This window comes from Streptomyces sp. NPDC030840, from assembly GCF_055572015.1.
In genome coordinates this window covers 211,522-231,788 of sequence record NZ_JBVIEE010000009.1, presented here as the reverse complement: position 1 = coordinate 231,788, position 20,267 = coordinate 211,522, and the positions used below count along the sequence as shown (strand labels likewise).

The following is a 20,267-nucleotide window of genomic DNA, read 5'->3' as shown; positions in this document are numbered from 1 at the left end:
TGGTACCGCGGCCCCGACCACTACAGCCGTGGCCACCACAGCCGTGACCTACAGCCGTGACCACTACGGCCGTGCGCACCTCGGGCATGCGCATGGGCAGCAGTGCACATCGCAGCGATACAGACGGGCGGCGACCCGGCTGCGCGGCCGATCAGCGATAGCCGCCTGTTCGTTGCCGTCGGCGGTTGCGGATGGCGGCATCGATGGAGAGGACGGAAGCTCCGGCGAGAACGAGGGGGAGCCAGGCCATGAGATAAGCGAGGTCGTTGCCGTAGTAGTAGGGGTCGGATGCCCAGCTGACCGTCAGCCAGAGACTGAGGGAGATCAGAGCACCGCCGAAGGCCGCGAGGCGGGCGAGGAGTCCGAAGAGAGTGCCGAGACCTACGGCGAGCTCACCGAGAGCGATGGCGTAGCCGAAGCCGACGGGGTTCTTGAGGGCGAAGTCGACGAGGGCCGGGATGGCCGAGGAGTCGCGGACAGCGCGCATCATGTCGCCGATCGAGCCGGAGCCCGCGTCGGACAGAAAGGCGCTGTCGGTGAGTTTGTCCAGGCCGGCGTAGATGAAAGTGACGCTGAGGAAAACTCTCAGAGGGAGCAGGGCGTATCGGGTGGCGGTGTCCCGCCAGTCTCGGCCGCTGTCGAAGTAGGGGGTCTGCGTGTCCGAACGAATACTGTGAGTCATGACTGTCCGCCGCCTCTCGCCGCCGTGCCGTTGACCCCTCAACAGACCATACGTACGAAAGAGGAGGGCCGCTCAATGAGCGGAGCATCATTTTTTGGTGAGCGTGGCTTTTCGGGGGTGTTTCACAGGTTTTCTCAGTAGGTTGCCGCTCAGCTCCATCGACCTCTGGCCCGGCCGATCCTGGTGCTTCCGGCGGCACTTGCCGCGGTCGGCAGGCGGCACTGGCACCCGACGGCACGGGAGACCGTTGCACATCAGGGAACGCTCAGTCGACCGGTCAGCCGATCACCCGGCCAGTCGCCCAGCAAGGCAATTCGCCAGCCCGGCCAATTGCCAGCCCTGCCAGTCCCCAGCCAGTCCGGATCCGCCAGTCAACCAGCCACGGTCAGACGGCCCGACAGCCCGACAGCCAGACGGCCAGACGGCCGAACCCGGCGAGCATCGGCCGGACGCGGCCAAGGAGTCGGCCAGACGTGGGCAATCAGCCGGACTCAGTCGGTCACCTCGATCACACACCGGTTCGTCTCCACCCCGGCGGCGGTCACCACCTGGACCTCCACTCGGCCGGGCTCCACGTCGGCGGGGACCGGCACCGTGAGGACAGCGTCCGTGGGGTTGCTGAAGCCGCCGGCGACGGGGACGAGCGGGACGTGGACGTGGACGGCGCCGATACGGACGGCCATCCGGGAAAGGCGGTCGGCACCCTGGGCACCCGGCGGGACGAAGCCGGCGCCGCGGATCTCGATGTCGTCGCCGGTGCGGATGGGCGCGTCGAGGTCGCCGGCCTCACGGGCGCGGACCACGGAGAGGATCACGGGGCGGCCGCCCTCCGCGTACTTGCCGGCCACGTACGTGGCCGCCGAGACCAGCACCAGCAGGGCCAGTCCCCAGGGGAGGTCGGGAAGTTGGTCGGGGCGGCGGGCCAGGCGTACGACGGCGAAGGCGAGGGCGACGGTGTTCACGACGACGAACTGGATGTCCGTGAAGCTTCCTCGGCCGGAGTCGTCGGTCAGAAGGTCGGAGGCACGAGGGCGGTCGGCGCGGACCTTCTGCAGGCGTTGGCCGAGGACGCGCAGGCCGACCACGCGCCGGACCAGCACGGCGATCCCGCACAGGACGGCGAGGACGGTCACCAGGCCCGCGCCCCGGGAGAGGTCGAGCCCGGTGATCAGCGCGTCCCGTCGGCCGTGGTCCGAGGCGGCGGCGAGTTGTCCGACGAGGACCAGGACGGCGTACACGGCGAGGAGCACCCAGCTCGCGGCCACCGCGCGGGAGGTGGACAGTCGGTTGTCCTCACCGATCACGGGGGCCAGAGCACCACCCCGCGAGCGGTGCAGGTAGCCGGCGCCCGTCACGGCCAGGCCCACCACCAGCGCGGCGAGCAGACCGGCCGTGCGTGCCGCTGTCCAGCCCGCGCCGACAGCGGTAAGGGCCTGGGTCAGGAGCAGGGACAGGAAGGCGCCCCACACGACGTACGCCGTGCGCAGCCACAGGCCGCCCAGCCATGCCTCGCCCTCCGCCCGCGCGCGTTCGGCGACGAGGGCGGCGGACTGGGTGAGTTCGTCGGAGACCCACTGGCGGGACGCCGACGCGGAGTGCGCGACCGCCGCGGGCAGCCCCTGGCCGGACGCGAACTCCTCGCGCTTGAGCAGGAACGCGGCGACCGCGCGCCGGTGTCCCTCACGGGCGCCGCGCGGGCAGTCCCCGCACGCGCAGCCGCCCTCGTGGGCGCCCGCGCCCTGTCTCGCCTCCTGCACCGCCACGCCCGACCCCGCCTTCCCCGCGCCACTTCTCCTCCGTACGCCTGCGCCATCCGACAGCCGTACAGCCACCCTGCGATGACAGCGCATTGTGCCGTACGGAACAGGGCCCTCGTCCGGCAGGTCTGGTCAGGGCGGGGTGAAGGCGGGAGATGCGCGTTGACCAGGGCGCCCAGGCGCACGGCTCCGCTCCGAAAGGGGCGCGGGGAACTGCGCGGGCGTCCACGCACAACCATCGCTCCGGAACGGGCCCTTCGTCCGATCAGGCTTGCGCCTACCCATCCGATTACGCTCCACCGCTCTCCCCGCGAGGCCCCCCGCTGCGAGAATCTCCCCATGGCCGAGATCATCCAGCGTGACGGGACCTGGGCCTTCGACGGCAGCACGGTCCGGATCACGCCGGGACTGCACCGCTCCGTGCCGCTGTTCCGGCAGACGTACGGGGAGATATCGGTGCCGCTCGAAGCGGTGTCGGGCATCACCTACGAACCCGAGCGGAAGCGGGGCCGGTTGCGGCTCAGACTCCGCGAGGGCAGTGATCCGCTGCTCCAGGCGACCGGCGGCCGGCTTCCCGACGCGGCCGATCCCTACCGGCTGACGGTCGACATCGACCGATCGGGCGTCGCCGAGTACGTGGCGGAGGAGATACGCCAGGCCCTGCTCCTGGAGCAGATACCGAAGGAGCCCGCCCAGGCCTATCTGCTGCCGGGTCCGCCGGTGCCGGTGTCCGTGCGGTCCAGTGACGGCACGGTGTCGTTCGACGGGACGCAGGTGCGGATCGACTGGAGCGACACCTCCGACCGGGTCAAGCGGGCGACGGGGCCGCGCATCATCGCGGTCGGTGAGTTGGTGCAGGTGGAGTGGTTGCCCAACTCCGGGTACGAGGACGGGTTCATGCGGTTCGTGACGCGGGAGACGGTGTACTCCAAGCTGCCTCCCGAGAAGGATCCGTACGCGCTCGACCTGTGGGGCAGTGCCCGTCGCGACCTGCTCACGGCCCTCGTCGCGACCGCGGTCACCGCCCGGCTGCCGCACCCGGCGACCCGTGCGGTCGACCCCCTCGGCCACGTCGACCACGCGGAGCGCCCACGGCTGCCCACAGCCGCCGCGACCGCGACCGCGCCTCCGCCCGACCACCACGACGTACTGCTGCGCCGACTGCGCGAGCTGGGGGAACTGCACCGGGAGGGGGTGCTCACCGACGAGGAGTTCGCAATGACGAAGGCGGCCGTGTTGCGGGGCTTCTAGGGCGCGGCGGAAGGGGCCTCAGCTCAGCAGGTCCGGCTCGCTCCTGCTGATGTCCTGCCACAGGGGCTGGTAGTTGATCCATGCGACGAGGTCGCCGCCGAGTTGTTCCCGCGTGGCCACGGCCTGCCGGTGGCCGATGAGGACCGGCCGGCCCGCCGCCTTCGCCGTCAGCTGCACCTGGGCCGACCGCTCCATCGACAGGAACCACCAGGCCGCCGCGTCCACGGAGTCGCCGACCGTCAGCAATCCGTGGTTGCGCAGCACCAGGGCCTTGCGGCTGCCGAGCGCGGACGCGATACGGCGTCCCTCCTCCGCGTCGACGGCGACGCCGGTGTACGTGTCGTAGAGCGCGTGGTCCTCGTAGAACGCGCAGCTCTCCTGGGTGATCGGGTCCAGCAGTTCGGCGAGCGCCGAGAGCGCGCGGCCGTGCACCGAGTGGCAGTGGGCGACCGCGACGACGTCCGGGCGGGCGGCGTGCACCTGGGCGTGCACGGTGAACGCCGCCTGGTTCACGTGGTAGCGGCCGTGGACCACCTGGCCCTCGGAGTTGGCCATGACCAGATCGCTCACGGTGACGTGTTTGAAGGGCATGCCGAACGGATTGACCCAGAAGCAGTCGCTGAACTCGGGGTCGCGCGCGGTGATGTGCCCGGAGACCCCGTCCTCGAACCCGAGCCGCCCGAAGATCCGCAGCGCCCCGGCCAGCCGTTCCTTGCGGTGCCGGCGCTCGTCGTCCAGCGAGTCGTGCATCGGCGGCATGGCGAACTGCAGCTGGTCGGTGGGTAGGGGCAGGGGCGGTGTCGGCCCGTGCATATGTCCTCCAGCACTGGGTTCCTTTACGGAGCGGAAGGTACCGTCAGACCCCGTAAGAGGACAGAGCCGTCCGGTGAAGAGTGTGCGCGACCGTTACGGACGTCACCAAAGCGCGTCGCCCGCGGCGCCAGAACACGATACGGGAGTCGCATACGCGACAGAGGTTGTCGGGTATGGGCGCCAGACTGGCCGTATGAGCCATGAGAACCGTGAGAGCCATGAAAGCCGTGAGAGCCGCACCGGCATCGACGACGGCCCGGGCTGGTCCGCCTTCACCACCGCCGAACCCGATTTCGCCCGGACCGTCGAGGAGCGCTTCGGCGCTTTCACGCACCACGTCCTCGCGACGCTCCGCAAGGACGGTTCGCCGCGCACGACCGGGCTGGAAGTCAGTTTCGTGGGCGGTGAGCTGTGGCTGGGCATGATGCCGGACTCGCTCAAGGCGCTTGACCTGCGGCGCGATCCGCGGTTCTCGCTGCAGGCCAATCCGGGCTCGGGTACCGACATGGGCGGCGGGGACGTACGGATCAGCGGGCGGGCGATCGCAGTCGAGGACGCCGAGACGAAGGCACGCTACACGCAAGAGGTGGAAGCGCCGGAGGCGCTCCACCTCTTCCGAGCCGAGCTGACGGAGGTCGTACGGACCTACGTCGAGGACGAGAAATACCTGGTTGTCCAGGTATGGAAGCCCGGAGCACCGGTGCGTACGCTCAAGCGGACCTGAGCCCCGTCAGGAACCCGCGACAACCCGCAGGAACCCCGGCGGGGTCACTCCCACTCGATCGTCCCCGGCGGCTTGCTCGTCACGTCGAGGACGACACGGTTGACGTCCTTCACCTCGTTGGTGATCCGGGTGGAGATGCGGGCGAGGACGTCGTAGGGCAGGCGCGACCAGTCGGCCGTCATCGCGTCCTCGCTCGACACCGGCCGCAGGACGATCGGGTGACCGTACGTACGGCCGTCGCCCTGGACGCCGACGCTGCGCACGTCCGCGAGCAGGACGACCGGGCACTGCCAGATGTCGCGGTCGAGGCCGGCGGCCGTCAGCTCCTCGCGGGCGATGGCGTCGGCCTCGCGGAGCAGGTCGAGGCGGTTCTTGGTGACCTCGCCGACGATCCGGATGCCGAGGCCGGGGCCGGGGAACGGCTGGCGCTGGACGATCTCCTCGGGCAGGCCGAGCTCCTGGCCGACCATGCGGACCTCGTCCTTGAAGAGCTTGCGGAGCGGCTCGACGAGCTCGAACTCCAGGTCCTCGGGGAGGCCGCCCACGTTGTGGTGGGACTTGATGTTGGCGGTGCCGGTGCCGCCGCCGGACTCGACAACGTCCGGGTAGAGGGTGCCCTGGACGAGGAACGCCACCTCCGGGCCCTCATCGGCGATGATCTCGGCCTGCGCCTGCTCGAAGACCCGGATGAACTCGCGGCCGATGATCTTCCGCTTCTCCTCCGGGTCGGTGACCCCGGCGAGTGCCTTGAGGAAGCGCTCCTCGGCGTCGACGACCTTCAGCTGGACGCCGGTGGCCGCGACGAAGTCCTTCTCGACCTGCTCGGTCTCGCCCTTGCGCATCAGTCCGTGGTCGACGTACACGCAGGTCAGCTGCGAGCCGATGGCCTTCTGCACGAGGGCGGCGGCGACCGCCGAGTCGACGCCGCCGGAGAGGCCGCAGATGGCGCGCTTGGCGCCGACCTGCTCGCGGATGACCGCGACCTGCTCCTCGATCACGCTGCCGGTGGTCCAGGACGGGGTGAGTCCCGCGCCCCGGTACAGGAAGTGCTCCAGGACCTGCTGGCCGTGCGTGGAGTGCATGACCTCCGGGTGGTACTGGACGCCGTACAGCTTCTTCTCGTCGTTCTCGAAGGCGGCGACCGGGACGACGTCCGTGGCGGCGGTGACGGTGAAGCCTTCGGGGGCCGCGCTGCACGCGTCGCCGTGGGACATCCACACCGACTGCTCGTCCGGGGTGCCCTCGAAGAGGGTGGAGCCGGACTTGGAGACGTGCAGGTCCGTACGGCCGTACTCGCGCGCGCCCGTGTTGTCGACCGTGCCGCCGAGGGTCTGGGCCATCAGCTGGAAGCCGTAGCACATGCCGAAGACGGGGACGCCGGATTCGAAGATCTCGCGGTCCAGTCGGGGGGCGCCCTCGGCGTAGACCGACGAGGGGCCGCCGGAGAGGATGATCGCCGCCGGGTTCTTGGCGAGCATCTCAGCGACCGGCATGGTGCTCGGCACGATCTCGCTGTAGACCCGGGCCTCACGGACTCGGCGGGCGATGAGCTGGGCGTACTGCGCGCCGAAGTCGACGACCAGGACGGTGTCGGGGGAAGCGGCAGCGGGGGGCGCTGATGACACGGGGTGCCTTCCGGCGGTTGGGCGGGGTCTGTGCCTGCCGAGTCTACCGGGGGTGTCGCCCCGGGGTGCCTGCGCCGGTTTTTCGCCCCCGCCGCCCCTACCCGTCCCATCCCTGAGGGCTGCGCCCCCAGACCCCTGGAATCGGCCTCGCGGCCTCGTCCTCAAACGCCGGACGGGCTGAGTTCTCGGCCCCTCCGGCCGTTTGACAGCGGGTCCGGGGCGGAGCCCGAAAGGACGGGCCGGGGGCGCCCCTCGACCCATCCGGGGGTCCAGGGGCGCCACCCGACGAACCCAGGGACCCAGAGGACTCACCCCTCGACCGGAGCCCAGGGGGGCGCCCCCGACGAACCCAGGGGGCATGGTCCGCACCCCTCAGCCGGGGCCCATCGGGGCATCCATTGGCCGGGGTTCAGGGGTGGACGCAGCCCCTTCGGCCGGGGTTCAGGGGTGGACGCAGCCCCTTCGGCCGGGGTTCAGGGGTGGACGCAGCCCCTTCGGCCGGGGTTCAGGGGCGGGCGCAGCCCCTTCGGCCGGGGATCAGGGGTGGACGCAGCCCCTTCGGCCGGGGATCAGGGGCGGGCGCAGCCCCCTCGGCCGGGGTTCAGGGGCGGAGCCCCTGGGGATGGGACGGGTAGGGGCGGCGGGGGCGAAGGAAGCCGGTCCCGCCTCACCCGCGGTGTCTCACCATCCGAACCCGCTTGGCCCCCGCCCCCGCCCAGGGCCATACTGTTCGCATGCTCAAGCACCAGGTGTTCGTCTTTACCTATGGCAACCGGCCCACCGGCTGCCATGGTCGTGCTGCTTGAGCAACTGACAAGCGACTTCCCAGGCGCCCCGGGCCGACAAGGCCCGGGGCGCTGGTCGTTTTCCGGGTCCTGCGGCCGGCTCGGGGGCATCCCTCACGAACACGTCGACACGACACAAGGAGCCCCGCGATGACCGCCACCACGGCCGGAAGCACGGCCACGACCAGCCCCACGGAGAAGACCGGCGCCCGCACCGAGGAAGCCGCCGATGTGATCACGGGGGCGCGTGAACGTATCGACGCCCTGGACGACAGGATCATCGGACTCGTCCAGGAACGGATGGCCGTCTCGGCGGTCGTCCAGGACGCCCGAATCGCCTCCGGGGGCCGCCGCGTCAACCTCTCCCGCGAGATGGAGATCCTCGCCCACTACAGCGACGCCCTCGGCAAACCCGGCACCTCTCTCGCCATGACCCTGCTGGAACTGTGCCGTGGCCGCATCTGACCGGGACCGGGGGGAGCCCCGCCCGCCGCCACCCGCACGCAAGCCCCCACCCGCACGCAAGCCCGGGCACGCACGTCCGCACCGCACGCAAGCCCGGCGCACGCACGTCCGCACCCCTCTCACCCGTACGGCGCGTGACCGCCGTACCACACGTCTCGTTGGTCCCGGTGCCCGTGTCAGCCAGGCGCGGGGCCTGAGAGAACCACGCGTGGCTCCGCTGGGGCGATGAGGCGTACGGATCGCACCGTGCGCCGTGGGACCTCGCTCCAGGGTCGTGACCGGACGGCAGGGGACAGCAGCCCGGTCACCCAGGATCGGTCGGCTCCGGGGACGCCCGGAGCCGACCGGCGGAAACTGTTCGAGGGTGGTCCAAACGGTTGCGGAGGCCGTGCCCCATCCAGCACGATGCAAGGACAGCCCGTACCGGACAAACCGCACTGTCCAGCCCGACCGCCAATGGTCAAGACCGCGTGCGCGCCCCCGGTGCGCCGGGGCGCCGACCAGCGGCCGGCCGCCAGCGGGCCGAGAACCACACAAGCCAAGAACCACACAAGCCAAGAACCACACGAGCGGCGCAACCCCCCGGCGCCGCTCTCCAGGCACCGGCGCTGCCCTGACGTCGGTGCCGGACGACGAAGGGCCCCGCGGGACGCGTCCCGCGGGGCCCTTCGTCGTCCGGCACCCAGTCGGCACACCGAGGGAAACGGCTCAGCCCGCCGCCTTCTCCAGCTTCGTCAGCTGCGCCTCGATCACGTCCGGCGGCACCTGCGCCTTGTCCGCGTCGAGGACGTTCATCGCGTAGAACGCCGCGAGCGTCGACCCGCTGCGGACGATCGTGAAGGTCATCGGCACCTTGGTGCCCTCGATGGCGCCCTTCAGCCGGTACGAGACCGCCTCGTCGCCCAGCTCGGGGGCGGCCAGGGCCTTGACGTCGCTGTACTTGTAGTCGGTGTGCTCGTAGGCGGTGCACGACTTCGCCGCCGTGCGCAGGCCGGCGATCGCCTTCTCCGCGTCGCTCTGCTCGTGGGCGAGCAGGGCGAGCGAGACGACGGTCGCGTTGAGGTCGCTCCTGGCCGTGAGGGTGCGGGCGACGCGGGCATCGGCCGTCGGGGTGGAGGTGAAGAAGAACATGTCCGCGATCGGCTGGCAGGCAGCCGGGTCGGCGGGCACGGTCTGGGTCGGGATGTCCGCCTCGGGCGTCTTCCCGACCGTGTAGTCCTTGATGTCACCGCTCACGAGCGCGGCCTTCTCCAACTGGGTCGCGGTCAACGAGCCCTTGCCTCCCCCCGTGCCGCCCTTCGGCTGGTCGCCCGACTTGGTGGCGGTCGCCCCGGCCGGCTTACCCTCGGCGCTCTCCTCGTCGCCGCCCCCGCCACACGCCGCGGTGACACCGAGCGCGGCCACGACCGAGGCAGCCACGACTGCCCGCGACATCCTTGACTTCACATTCCCCGCCTTCAACTCCGGCGCACCCCCCGCACGCGCACATGCCCGCATGCCTCACCCCCTCATGCCTGCATGCGCGCACGGCTCACATGCGCCCCACAACGCCCGGACAGTCGCGTCCGAGTCGGCGCACATCACATCATGTACGCGCCATAGCGACACCCGATTAACGCAGTCGAATTCCACTCATCCACTTGTGACCCAGCCCACATAAGGATTCTGTGAAAAGGGGCGCAACCGTTCACTGGCCTCACGGGTCACATGTGCAGAACCGACGACCATGCCCGCGTCCCCGCGGTGTGGTGGCCACCCCGACCCCACTCGGACGAGGTCCCGAATGAAGCTTCGCCGTGCTCTGGCCGCAGCGGCCGCGACGGCTGTCCTGGCGCCGGTGGCCCTGCTGTCGGCCCCGGCCGCGTTCGCCGACGGGACGGCGACGCCGAGCGGGACTCCGAGCACGAGCACACCCGGGGCGGTCCCCGAGTCCACTCCGGAGACGACACCGGACAGCACCGCGCCCGCCACGACGCCGGAGCCGGTGGTCACCCCCTCCGCGTCCGCGCCGGTGGCCCAGGGTGCCGGCGACACGGCCGAGTCCCGGACCCCGACGTCCACCCCCTCCCCGTCGAGCGAGGCGGACCCCACCGACCCCGAGATCCCGTTCTGCGAGGAGCTGGACGAGGACTACGGCGACGCCAAGGTGTCCGCCCAGGTCAAGGGCCTGCCCGGCAAGATCGTCGCAGGCAGCGGGCGCCACTCCTTCCAGCTGGTCGTCACCAACGACACCGACGTGGACATCAGCGGCGTCGCCTTCTACGCCGAGGTCGAGAACCGCGAGACCGACGAGGACAAGTTCCTCAGCCCCTACGCCGACCTGGAGTTCAAGAACCCCGAGGACGGCAGGTGGACCCGGATCGGGGACGACGAGTGGGCCGGTGACTACTTCTCCCACGTCGACGAACTGAAGGCGAGGGCGAGCGCGAAGTTCGACCTGCGCGTCAGCATCGACGCGAAGGCGCCCGCGGGCGACGCCTGGTCCTTCGGTTCCGGCGCCTACCTCGACAAGGTCGACGACCAGGACTGCATCGCGGAGGGCTGGGCACTGTACGACTTCGAGGTGCTGAAGGCCGGCTCCGACAACACGGACCCGGGCGAGGCCGAGCAGGGCGACAAGGACGAGAAGGACGAGAAGGACTCCGTGAAGAAGCCTCAGGGCGAGGTCTCCGCGCTGCCCGCCGGCAGCCTCGCCCGGACCGGGTCGAGCTCCGCCCTGCCCGTCATCGGCCTCGTCGGCGGAGTCGCCGTCGTCGCCGGCGCGGGCGCGGTTTTCCTGGCCCGCCGCCGCAAGGGCGAGGACACCACGGCATAGACCGCCGCAGAGCCGCGTAAGGCGTCACGCCTCGCACAGACAAGGAGGACCCGCGCTCGGAGGGGAGCGCGGGTCCTCCTCTTCTTTGTCGCGGGTCACTGACGCGGGTTACTCCGCCGTGTCCACGGTGTGCTCATCCACGCCCACCGGGTTGCTCCACCACGTCCTGTTTCTTCGGCGGTACCGTCGGCACTCCCAGGAGCGGCAGCCGCAGCGCGCCGAACGCGTGCGCCGGAACCGCCGGGTGCCGAGGCTCCACCGGCTTCAGCCGCTCGTACGCGGCCCCCTGGGCCGGGCGCGGGTCGGCCTCGCCGTTGTTGGGCCAGTACGACATCGCGCGCTCGGCCTGGGCGGTGATGGTGAGCGAGGGGTTCACGCCGAGGTTCGCCGAGACCGCGGCGCCGTCGACGACCGAGATGCCCGGGTGACCGTACAGCCGGTGGTACGGGTCGATCACGCCCTCCTCGGGAGACGCCCCGATCGGGCAGCCGCCCAGGAAGTGCGCGGTGAGCGGGGTGCCCATCAGCTCGCCCACGTTGCTGCCGGCGAACCCGTTGATCTCGGCGGCGAGCGCGGAGGCAGCCTCCGTGGCGGCCCTGATCTGCTTGGGGTTGGGGGCGCCGTGCCCCTGACGGGCCGTCAACAGCCCCTTCCCCACACCCTTGTCCTTCAGGTACGTGGTCAGGGAGTTGTCCAGCGACTGCATCACCAGGCCGATGATGGTCCGCTCCGACCAGCGCCGGTTGGACAGCGAGCGGACCACGAGCCAGGGGTGGCGCGCGGCGTTCGCGAGCCAGGCGAGGACGCGGGACGAGCCGTCCGCGTACGGCACCTGGAGGATGGACAGGCCGCCCATCGCGTTGGAGCCCCTGCCGTAGCGGACGGGCTCGATGTGGGTGTTCGCGTCGGGGTGGATCGAGGACGTGATGGCCACACCTCGCGTGAAGTCGGCCCGGGGCGCGCCGTGCGCCTTGCGGTAGCGCCGGTTGTCGGTCTGCGCGCCCACCAGCGCCTCGGAGTTGGTGCGGGTGAGCATGCCCAGTCTCGGCGAGAGGTGGGGCAGCCGGCCGCTCGCCTTCATACGGTGCAGGAGCGTCTGGGTGCCGTACGTGCCGGCGGCGAGGACGACGCGGCGTGCTGTGAAGACCCGCCCCTCGCCCTTCCTCTTCTCATCGGTCGGGAGCGTCGCGACGGCGTACCCGCCCCGCGCGTCGTCGGTGACCGACACGACCGTCGTCATGGGGTGGACGACGGCGCCCGCCTTCTCGGCCAGGTACAGGTAGTTCTCGTTGAGGGTGTTCTTCGCGCCGTGGCGGCAGCCCGTCATGCACTCGCCGCACTCGGCGCAGGCCCGGCGGGAGGGTCCGGCGCCACCGAAGTACGGGTCGGCGACCTCCTCGCCGGGCGCGGCCTTCGCCTGGCCGTCCGCGTCCTCTCCGTCGCCGAAGAACACGCCCACGGGCGCCAGATGGAAGCTGTCACCGACGCCCATCCGTTCGGCCGCGGCCTTGAGGTGGACGTCCGAGGGGGTCATCGTCGGGTTGAGCCGTACGCCGAGCATGCGCCGGGCCTGGTCGTAGTACGGCCGCAACTCCTCCTGCCAGTCGGTGATGTCCTTCCACTGCGGGTCCTCGAAGAACGGCTTCGGCGGTACGTAGAGGGTGTTGGCGTAGTTGAGGGAGCCGCCGCCGACTCCGGCGCCCGCCAGCACCATGACGTTGCCGAGCAGGTGGATGCGCTGTATGCCGTACATGCCGAGTCTCGGCGCCCAGAGGTAGTTCTTCAGGTCCCAGGAGTTCCTGGGCAGCGACTCGGGGGTGAAGCGGCGGCCCGCTTCCAGGACGCCTACGTGGTAGCCCTTCTCCGTGAGGCGAAGGGCGGTGACGCTGCCGCCGAAACCGGAGCCGACGACGATGACGTCGTAGTCGTACGACACGTGTTCTCCTCGTTGAGAACGGTCCTGGCTGCGGGCCGTTTGTGGTTGCTCGCGCGGTTCTCCTAGCGCAGCCTCAGCGCCTTCATCACCCTCAGGCTCCGGCTCATGAACTGCGCGTACTTCTCGTCGTCCATGCCGAGCGCCGGTGCCATCGGCAGCACGCGCTGCTGGGCGATCGTCTGGGCCTCGGTGTACTTGAGGATGCCCTCGGAGCCGTGGCGGCGGCCGAGGCCGGAGTCCTTCATGCCGCCCATGGGCGACTGGACGCTGCCGTACGCGGAGGCGTAGCCCTCGTTGACGTTGACCGTACCGGTGCGCAGCCGGGAGGCGACCTCGCGTCCGCGCCTGCCGTCCTTGGTCCAGACGGACGAGTTGAGGCCGTACGCAGTGGAGTTGGCGAGCTCGACGGCCTCGTCCTCGTCCTTGAAGCGATAGATGGAGACGACCGGGCCGAAGGTCTCCTCGCCGCACACGGCCATGGGGGCCTCGACGCCCTCCAGGATGGTCGGCTCGTAGAAGTACGGGCCGATGTCCGGGCGGGCCACGCCGCCGGCGACGACCTTCGCGCCCTTGGCGACGGCCTCCTCCACGTGCCGCGTGACGGTCTCCAGCTGCCGCTCCCCCACCAGCGAGCCCATGTCGGCGCCGTACGCGAGGGCCGTGCCGAGCCGCATGGCCTTGGTGCGGGCGGCGAACCGCTCCACGAAGGCGTCGGCGATCGACTCGTGGACGTACAACCGCTCGATGGAGATGCAGAGTTGGCCGGCCGAGGAGAAGCAGGCGCGGACGGCGCCGGCCGCGGCCTTCTCGATGTCGGCGTCCTCAAGGACCAGCATCGCGTTCTTGCCGCCGAGTTCGAGGGAGACACCGACGAGCCGGGCGGCGGCACCCTGGGCGACCTCGCGGCCGGTGCGGGTCGAGCCGGTGAAGGAGACGTAGTCGGCGTGCTTGACGACTTCGGGGCCGATGACCGGGCCGTCCCCGAGGACGACCTGGAAGACCTCGGCGGGCAGTCCGGCCTCGATGAGCAGGTCACGGGCCCACAGCGCGGTGAGTGCGGTCTCGGTGTCGGGCTTCATCACGACCGCGTTGCCCGCGACGAAGGCGGGGATCGCGTCGCCGACCGACAGTTCCAGCGGGTAGTTCCACGGGGCGATCTGGCCGACCACGCCGCGCGGGTGGCGCAGTTCGGTGACGCGCGTGAGGGTGGGCATGGCGCCCGCGTGCCGCTTGGGCTTCAGGTACGACACCGCCTTGCGCCCGTAGTGGCGGGCGGCCACGGCGACGGCCTGGACCTCCTCGTGCGCGTGCAGGCGGGCCTTGCCGGTCTCCAGCTGGATGAGGTCCAGCACCTCGGCCTGGCGCTCCAGCACCAGGTCGTGGAAGCGGAGCAGGACGGCGGCACGCTCCCGCACGGACCTCTGGGCCCATACGGCCTGCGCCCGGCGTGCCTGCTCGTAGGCGCCGACCACGTCCTCGGGGGTGGACTCGGGCAGGTCGGCCAGCTTCTCACCGGTGAACGGCGTGTGGTTGGCGGTGCGGCCGGAGCCGGCCACACCCTTGGTGAGCTGGGCGACCAGCTCCGGCGTGACCACGTCGGCGGCGGTGCGGGCGCCCTGGGGGGCGGGCGCGAGCGGGTTGGTGCCGGGGGTTGCGTCCATGCCGGTCTTCTCCGGGGCCTGCGAGTCCATCATGACGCGCAGGGTATGCCCGCGCGGAGCCTTTTGGTACCCGGTGGTAACAGGCTTTCACCGGGAGCGCACACACGACGGGGACCGCGCCAGCGATCAGTGGCAACGAATGTACTGATCAGGGCGTTGGGCTGGTGGTGGAGACCGTACGGGCCACGGACGATGACGACTTGATCACGTGGTGAGGGCCTTCGGGCAGCCCAGTCAGTGATCCATAGGGCAGTTGTTCGCATTCCCCCGGCTTCGCCGGCAGCCGTGCGGGCGCCGCTCCGCTGCCCGGCAAAGAGCGGATGCTGCCACCCTGCGCGGCGCGGTCAGTCGCGACGGTCCTGTCCGTCACCGCGGTCCCGCGGGTTCCGTTCCTTCCACCCCTGCCCTTCCTTCCGCCCCTTCCAGTCCTTCCGCCCCTTCCAGTCCTTCCCCCAGTCCTCCCACTCCCGCCGCTGCCGCAGGTTCCGCCAGGTCTGCGGGTCGCCCCAGCTCTGGCGGTTCTTGGGCAGCGCCGTGCGCCCGACCGCGGCCGCGAGCTTGCGCAGCCGCCGCCAGTCCATCGGCGGCTTCTTCTCCGGGACGCCCGGGCGGGCGGCGGGGACCCGCACGCGCAGGGCCCCGGACTCGATCCGGCACCGCACGGGTGTGGGCAGGACCAGTGCCTCGCCGTCGACGCCCACCTCGATCTCGGCCCGGTCGGCCTGGACGATGACCTCGGCGGCGGTGAGGACCGTGAGCCCCGGAGCGCTCGGCCCCAGCAGCAGGGCCGCGGCCTCGGCGGCGCTCTCCACCTTGATGCCGAGGACGCCGAGCACACCGGAGTCGAGCCGCTCCCGGCGTCCGAGGCCCGCGAGGTCGTCGCTGCGGTAGGGGTTGTTGCTCACGAGCACGGCCTGGGGCGCCTCTATGACGGTGTTCTGGGCGCGAGCGACGAGCCGCGGCCCCCGCTGGTGGGTGAGCAGCTCGGGCAGCAGCTCCAGCGTCGTACGGACCTTGTCGTCCCGGTACTCCGGGCTCTGCACGACGGCGGCGTACGCGCCGAAGGAGGCGTTGTTCACGAAGGGGTGCGTTCCGGCGAAGCCGAGGTCGACGCGGAGTTCGACGCCCGCGTCGGTGAGCGCGTCGAGGCAGGCGGACGGGTCGTCCCGGTCGAGACCGAGGTCCATGGCGAAGTGGTTGCGGGTGCCGGCGGAGATGACGAGGAACGGAATGCCGTGCTCCGCGGCGACCGCTGCGACGAGGGCCTGGGTGCCGTCCCCGCCGGCGACCCCGAGCAGGTCGGCTCCCCGTCGGACGGCGTCCCGGGCGAGCGCGACGACGTCCTCGTGCCGTGCGGGGTCGAGCAGATGGACGTGCGCCCCCAACCGCTCGGCCTTCTCCTTCAGCCCGAACCGCTCGACCTTCCCGCCTCCGGACCGCGGGTTCATGATGAGGAACGGACGGGTCGGGGCGGGTGTCCGGTACTCGCGCACCCGCACCAGGTGCGATCTGGTGCTGCTGAGGGCGAACTTCCCGGCCCAGACGGCCAGTCCCCACAGCGACAGGGACACCACGACGACCCACAGCAGGTTGGCGGCGGCGAAGAACACGACGACCGTGACGGGCGCCGCGACCGCGAGCAGCGCGGCGGCGATCCGGGCCGCGCCCCTGCGGGTCAGCACCCACCACAGCGCGGCGACGGTGACGGCCACACCGAGCAGGCCGACGCCGACCAGCAGCAGGCTCCTGGCACGGGCGACCCCGAGGGGCAGCAGTACGGACAGGCCCGCGGCCCCGAGCGCGATGCGCGCGGCCCAGCGCTGGGTGGCGTGGGCACGTTCGTCAACGTACATGGGGGCGCGCCTCTGGCCGGTCGGTGGGGTTCATGGGGATCGCCGTTCTCCTCGCGCTCCTGGCCGTGTGCGTCCGCCGCCGGACGCCGCCGCGGAGCGGCCACGGCGCAGAGCGTAGCCGCCGCGACCGCCCCACCCCTCTGTTCCCCACGGATGATCCACAGACGTCGGCGAGCGGATCACCGCAAGTCGTCCACCGTTTCCCCGGTCAGGGGCACGAATGGCCGAATCACAGCCTGTTGATGTCCAGGTTGGCGATCGCGGCCTTCGCCACCTCGCGGCCGCGTTCGGTGAAGTCGCCCTTGCCGGGGTAGCTGATGGTGAGCTTGTACATGTCCCCGCCCCTGGTCCGGTAGTAGAAGATCTTCAGCTCGCGGGGGCGCGGGTCCTGGCTGTCGGTGGTCGTGTACGTGACCGTGTTCTCGGCGGCCTGCCTGCCCTGGTACGTGACCTTGTCGTCCGTGGTCGTCGTCGCGGTCTCGGGCATGGACAGGTCGTAGCTGCCCTCGTTCTTGAACTTCTCGTCGTCGGCGTACATCTGGGCCGGCGCGGAGTTCTTGATCTGGTTCAGGGAGTCCTGGGACTTCCGGGCCACGTTCAGGCCGATCCAGATGCCGCCGCTCCAGTCGGAGTAGGTCACCCAGTTCTTGTCCCGGTCGTCGGCGGCGGGCCTGGTGACCTGGTAACCCGCGGGCACCGCGAGCGTCACACCGAGCCTCGGGTGCGCCCTGGTCTTCCATCCCTCCGGCAGCGGCCCGGCGAACGGGTCGGCGACCACCAGGTAGGCCGTCACCGCCGCGGCGACCACCGTCGCGGCGATCCCGGCGCCCAGACCGAACACGGCCTTGCGACCGACACGGACGCCCTTGCCGCCCGGGCCCGCGATCCGGACGACCTGGGTGGGTTCCGGAGCCGGGGGCCTGGCGGCCTCCTCCAGGAGGGCCCGGACCTGCGCGGCGGACGGGCGGCGCTCGGGGTCCTTGTTCAGCAGGCCGTTGATGACCTCGGCCAGCGGACCCTTGACCGAAGCGGGCGGGGCGGGCGTGGAGTTGAGGACGGACTGGAGGGTCGCGGGCGTGTTGGTGCGGCGGAAGGGAGAGACTCCCTCGGTGGCCGCGTAGAGGACGACGCCCAGCGACCACAGGTCCGACGCCGGGCCCGGGCGGCGGCCCAGCACCCGCTCCGGTGCGATGTACTCGGGGGAGCCGACGAAGTTGCCCGTGTCCGTCAGGTTCGTCTCGCCCTCGATCTGGGCGATGCCGAAGTCGGTGAGGACCACGCGGCCGTGGCGCCCGAGGAGGACGTTGTCGGGCTTGACGTCGCGGTGCAGGATGCCCGCCGCGTGGGCCGCCTCCAGGGCGCCCAGCACCTCGAGGCCGATCTTCGCCGCGTCGCTCGCGCCGAGGGTGCCCTCCTCGAGAGCGGCGCCCAGTGAACGCCCCCGCACCAGCTCCATCACGATCCACGGCCGGCCGTCCACGACCGCCACGTCGTGCACGTTGACGACCGCCGGGTGGTCGAGCCGGGCGGCGGCGCGGGCCTCGCGGCGCATGCGTTCGTAGGCGTTCGCCCTTTCGCGGTCGGGAAGATGATCCGGGACGCGGGGCTCCTTGACGGCGACCTCCCGGTCCACCGTCTCGTCCTTGGCCCGCCAGACGGTACCCATGCCGCCGTGGCCGAGCTTGGCGAGCAGCCGGTAACGGCCGGCTATCAGACGTCCGGCGCCCGGGTCCGGCTGGGGCTGGGGCGCCGCGTGCGGGGATGCCGCGTGCGGGGATGCCGCGTGCGGGGCGGACCCGGGTGCCGGTGCGGATGCTGGAGGCGACGCCTGGGCAGGGGCCGGGGGCTGGGCGGGGGCCGGGGCCTGTGCGGGTGCGGGTGCGGCCTGCGCCGGCCGCGCATACGGGTTCCCCGGGTACGGCACACCCGGCTGCGGCGGCCGTGGCGGTTGCAGGGCGAAACTCGTCGGCTCGTCGGGCCCGTGGCCGGACCCGCGACCGGGCCCGTAAGGGGCTCCCCCGTTGCTGCTCATGCGTTCATCTCTATCGCGGCAAGCGCTTCGGCATCCACCCTCGGCGCTTTCCAGTCACACACCCGTGACGCGGGCCGCCGCTTATCTCCCTTTCACAGACGTATTCACCCGTCTGTCCGCACGAAGGTGTCCACCGCCACGTCGAAGTACTCCTTCGCCTGGCTGACCTTCCCCACCGGCGCCGACACCCACACGTCGTACAACCGCCCGTCCTGCTCCCAGCACAGGTCGTACGTGTGCCGCGGCCCCTCCGTCGCACTGAACCCGTCCCAAGTCACCTTCTCGGCCGTGATGCGACGGAGCTTCTGGGCTCAGTCCTTCACACCTCGTCGCGCTCCCGACTGCCCCCTACGACAGGACGGTCACGGGTCGCATCCACCACGTGACGGCCGGACCGCCATGCGGTGCGGGACCGGTGACAAGGCCCCACGCCAGGAGAGCCCCGGCGACATCGATCCGGTCTACACCACGTACAACCGTCTCCCCAGCCAAGCCGGTTCGTGCCTTCAAGGGCTCACGGAACGATCACCTCATGCTATCAGGACGTCACGGTGGGTGTGGTCTCCGGCGACGGCGAGGTCGTGCGCGTGGGCGTGGGCGTCGGCGTGGGCGTGGGCGACGGCGTGTCCGTGGGCGTGGGTGACGCCGTGCCCGCCGACGGGTTCCCGGGCGTGCTCGGCGCCGAACTCGACGGCGTGTCGCCGCCGTTGCCGTCCTCCCGCATCAGCAGGGCCGCCGCCGACACTCCGGCGACCGCCATCGCGGCGACCAGCGCGGCCGCGACCAGCGCACCCCGGGTCGGGTGCCGCAGGGGGCGCTGTGCTTCCCGGCCGTCTTCCCCGTTGCCGGGCTGCCGCAGGAGCAGGGGCTCGTCCTGCGGTCCGCCGTCCCGGGCGTCCCGAGCATCCCGGGTGTCCCAGGCGTCCCGCGGCTCGCCGGGCGCGGCGTCCCGGGGCGTGTCCCGTCGTGTCGGCGTGTATCCCGCCGGTACCGGGGGCGTACGGCCCGTCTCGCGGAACGCCCGCAGCAGCCGCTCGGCCTCCAGCGCGTCCAGCCGCCGGTCCGGATCCCGTTCCAGCAGGCCGCGGACGACGGGCAGGAGCGGCGCGGCCTGGGCCGGAGGGCGTATCTCGTCGGTCACGACCGCGTGCAGGATCCCGCCCAGTGAGTCGCGCCGGAACGGCGACTCACCGCTCAGCACGGTGCACAGCAACGCGCCCAGCGACCACAGGTCCGACTCCGGCCCGGTCCTGGCCCCGGACATCCGCTCGGGCGCGGTGTACTCGGGCGAGCCGACGAACGCCCCGGTCTCGGTGAGCGTCGGCGCGCCCGCCACCTGGGCGATGCCGAAGTCGGTGAGAACGACGCGGTCGGTGCCCGCCTCCAACAGGACGTTCGCGGGCTTGAGGTCACGGTGCAGGACACCGGCGTCGTGGGCGCGTCGCAGCGCGCCGAGCAGGGCGATGCCGATCCGGGCGGCCTCACGCGCGTCCACCGGACCGCCGGCCGCGACACGCTCCGCGAGCGAGCCCCCCTCGATCAGCTCCATGACGAGGTACGGGCGTTCGTCGTGCTCGACGACATCGTGGACGACGACGATGTGCGGATGGCTCAGCTGTGCCACCGCGCGGGCCTCGCGCAGGGTGCGCTCGCGCTGGCGCCGGGTCTCCTCCTCGTCGTCGGAGGCATCGAGGAGGAGTTCCTTGACCGCCACCTGCCGGCCGAGGAGCTGGTCGGTGGCCCGCCAGACGACACCCATGCCGCCCCGGCCGATCCTCTCCTCCAAGCGGTAACGGTCCCCTACGACACGGAAGTCAGCCCCCTCGGTCCCCATGCGCCCCATCATGCCGCACGCGGACGGAGCCCCT

Annotated in this window: 13 protein-coding genes and 1 pseudogene; 4 read left to right on the top strand and 10 right to left on the bottom strand. The window is 71.4% G+C overall.

The window, feature by feature from the left end; all coding sequences use genetic code 11:
- Positions 1-151: 151 nt before the first annotated feature.
- Positions 152-682, bottom strand: coding sequence for a DoxX family protein (locus tag ACZ49J_RS21520; protein ID WP_467450065.1), 531 nt, complete (start codon positions 680-682; stop codon positions 152-154).
- Between the two features lie 491 nt (positions 683-1,173).
- Complete coding sequence (locus ACZ49J_RS21515; protein ID WP_467450064.1) at positions 1,174-2,445, bottom strand: hypothetical protein; 1,272 nt, start codon at positions 2,443-2,445, stop codon at positions 1,174-1,176.
- Between the two features lie 333 nt (positions 2,446-2,778).
- Between ACZ49J_RS21515 and ACZ49J_RS21510 the strand changes: the two genes are divergently transcribed.
- Positions 2,779-3,690: a DUF4429 domain-containing protein gene (locus tag ACZ49J_RS21510; RefSeq protein WP_467450063.1), complete on the top strand. Its 912-nt coding sequence runs from the start codon at positions 2,779-2,781 to the stop codon at positions 3,688-3,690.
- Positions 3,691-3,708: 18 nt separating this feature from the next.
- Here ACZ49J_RS21510 and ACZ49J_RS21505 read toward each other — a convergent pair whose 3' ends face one another.
- The gene (locus tag ACZ49J_RS21505; RefSeq protein ID WP_467450061.1) at positions 3,709-4,503 is read right to left on the bottom strand and encodes a class II aldolase/adducin family protein; all 795 of its coding nucleotides are present in this window, start codon (positions 4,501-4,503) and stop codon (positions 3,709-3,711) included.
- A 193-nt stretch (positions 4,504-4,696) separates the two neighbouring features.
- Between ACZ49J_RS21505 and ACZ49J_RS21500 the strand changes: the two genes are divergently transcribed.
- A complete protein-coding gene (locus tag ACZ49J_RS21500) occupies positions 4,697-5,227 on the top strand; it encodes a pyridoxamine 5'-phosphate oxidase family protein (RefSeq protein ID WP_467450059.1) in 531 nt (176 codons plus the stop codon).
- A 44-nt stretch (positions 5,228-5,271) separates the two neighbouring features.
- Here ACZ49J_RS21500 and guaA read toward each other — a convergent pair whose 3' ends face one another.
- Positions 5,272-6,852, bottom strand: coding sequence for a glutamine-hydrolyzing GMP synthase (gene guaA / locus ACZ49J_RS21495; RefSeq protein WP_467450058.1), 1,581 nt, complete (start codon positions 6,850-6,852; stop codon positions 5,272-5,274).
- Positions 6,853-7,787: 935 nt separating this feature from the next.
- Between guaA and ACZ49J_RS21490 the strand changes: the two genes are divergently transcribed.
- A complete protein-coding gene (locus ACZ49J_RS21490; protein WP_467450057.1) occupies positions 7,788-8,102 on the top strand; it encodes a chorismate mutase in 315 nt (104 codons plus the stop codon).
- A gap of 708 nt (positions 8,103-8,810) precedes the next feature.
- Here the strand turns inward: ACZ49J_RS21490 and ACZ49J_RS21485 are convergent.
- Positions 8,811-9,521 (bottom strand): hypothetical protein, encoded by a 711-nt coding sequence (locus ACZ49J_RS21485; protein ID WP_467450055.1) that lies wholly within the window; start codon positions 9,519-9,521, stop codon positions 8,811-8,813.
- Positions 9,522-9,885: 364 nt separating this feature from the next.
- Here ACZ49J_RS21485 and ACZ49J_RS21480 point away from each other — a divergent pair, with 364 nt between their 5' ends.
- Positions 9,886-10,917: an LAETG motif-containing sortase-dependent surface protein gene (locus ACZ49J_RS21480; protein WP_467450054.1), complete on the top strand. Its 1,032-nt coding sequence runs from the start codon at positions 9,886-9,888 to the stop codon at positions 10,915-10,917.
- Between the two features lie 133 nt (positions 10,918-11,050).
- Here the strand turns inward: ACZ49J_RS21480 and ACZ49J_RS21475 are convergent, their stop codons facing one another.
- The 5 genes and pseudogenes from ACZ49J_RS21475 to ACZ49J_RS21455 form a co-directional block, all read right to left on the bottom strand.
- A complete protein-coding gene (locus ACZ49J_RS21475; RefSeq protein ID WP_467450053.1) occupies positions 11,051-12,853 on the bottom strand; it encodes a GMC oxidoreductase in 1,803 nt (600 codons plus the stop codon).
- 62 nt (positions 12,854-12,915) lie between these two features.
- Positions 12,916-14,547, bottom strand: coding sequence for a succinic semialdehyde dehydrogenase (locus ACZ49J_RS21470; RefSeq protein ID WP_467450052.1), 1,632 nt, complete (start codon positions 14,545-14,547; stop codon positions 12,916-12,918).
- Between the two features lie 311 nt (positions 14,548-14,858).
- Complete coding sequence (locus tag ACZ49J_RS21465) at positions 14,859-16,367, bottom strand: diacylglycerol/lipid kinase family protein (protein ID WP_467450050.1); 1,509 nt, start codon at positions 16,365-16,367, stop codon at positions 14,859-14,861.
- A 229-nt stretch (positions 16,368-16,596) separates the two neighbouring features.
- A complete protein-coding gene (locus ACZ49J_RS21460; RefSeq protein ID WP_467450048.1) occupies positions 16,597-18,399 on the bottom strand; it encodes a serine/threonine-protein kinase in 1,803 nt (600 codons plus the stop codon).
- Between the two features lie 104 nt (positions 18,400-18,503).
- Positions 18,504-20,233, bottom strand: a pseudogene (locus ACZ49J_RS21455) (serine/threonine-protein kinase).
- Between the last annotated feature and the right edge of the window lie 34 nt (positions 20,234-20,267).

Bases quoted from the DNA above. Each gene is read 5' to 3' on its own strand.
- ACZ49J_RS21505 (WP_467450061.1), bottom strand. From the start codon at position 4,503: ATGCACGGGCCGACACCGCCCCTGCCCCTACCCACCGACCAGCTGCAG.
- ACZ49J_RS21465 (WP_467450050.1), bottom strand. From the start codon at position 16,367: ATGTACGTTGACGAACGTGCCCACGCCACCCAGCGCTGGGCCGCGCGC.
- ACZ49J_RS21510 (WP_467450063.1), top strand. From the start codon at position 2,779: ATGGCCGAGATCATCCAGCGTGACGGGACCTGGGCCTTCGACGGCAGC.
- ACZ49J_RS21520 (WP_467450065.1), bottom strand. From the start codon at position 682: ATGACTCACAGTATTCGTTCGGACACGCAGACCCCCTACTTCGACAGC.
- ACZ49J_RS21460 (WP_467450048.1), bottom strand. From the start codon at position 18,399: ATGAGCAGCAACGGGGGAGCCCCTTACGGGCCCGGTCGCGGGTCCGGC.
- ACZ49J_RS21470 (WP_467450052.1), bottom strand. From the start codon at position 14,547: ATGATGGACTCGCAGGCCCCGGAGAAGACCGGCATGGACGCAACCCCC.
- ACZ49J_RS21500 (WP_467450059.1), top strand. From the start codon at position 4,697: ATGAGCCATGAGAACCGTGAGAGCCATGAAAGCCGTGAGAGCCGCACC.
- ACZ49J_RS21480 (WP_467450054.1), top strand. From the start codon at position 9,886: ATGAAGCTTCGCCGTGCTCTGGCCGCAGCGGCCGCGACGGCTGTCCTG.
- ACZ49J_RS21490 (WP_467450057.1), top strand. From the start codon at position 7,788: ATGACCGCCACCACGGCCGGAAGCACGGCCACGACCAGCCCCACGGAG.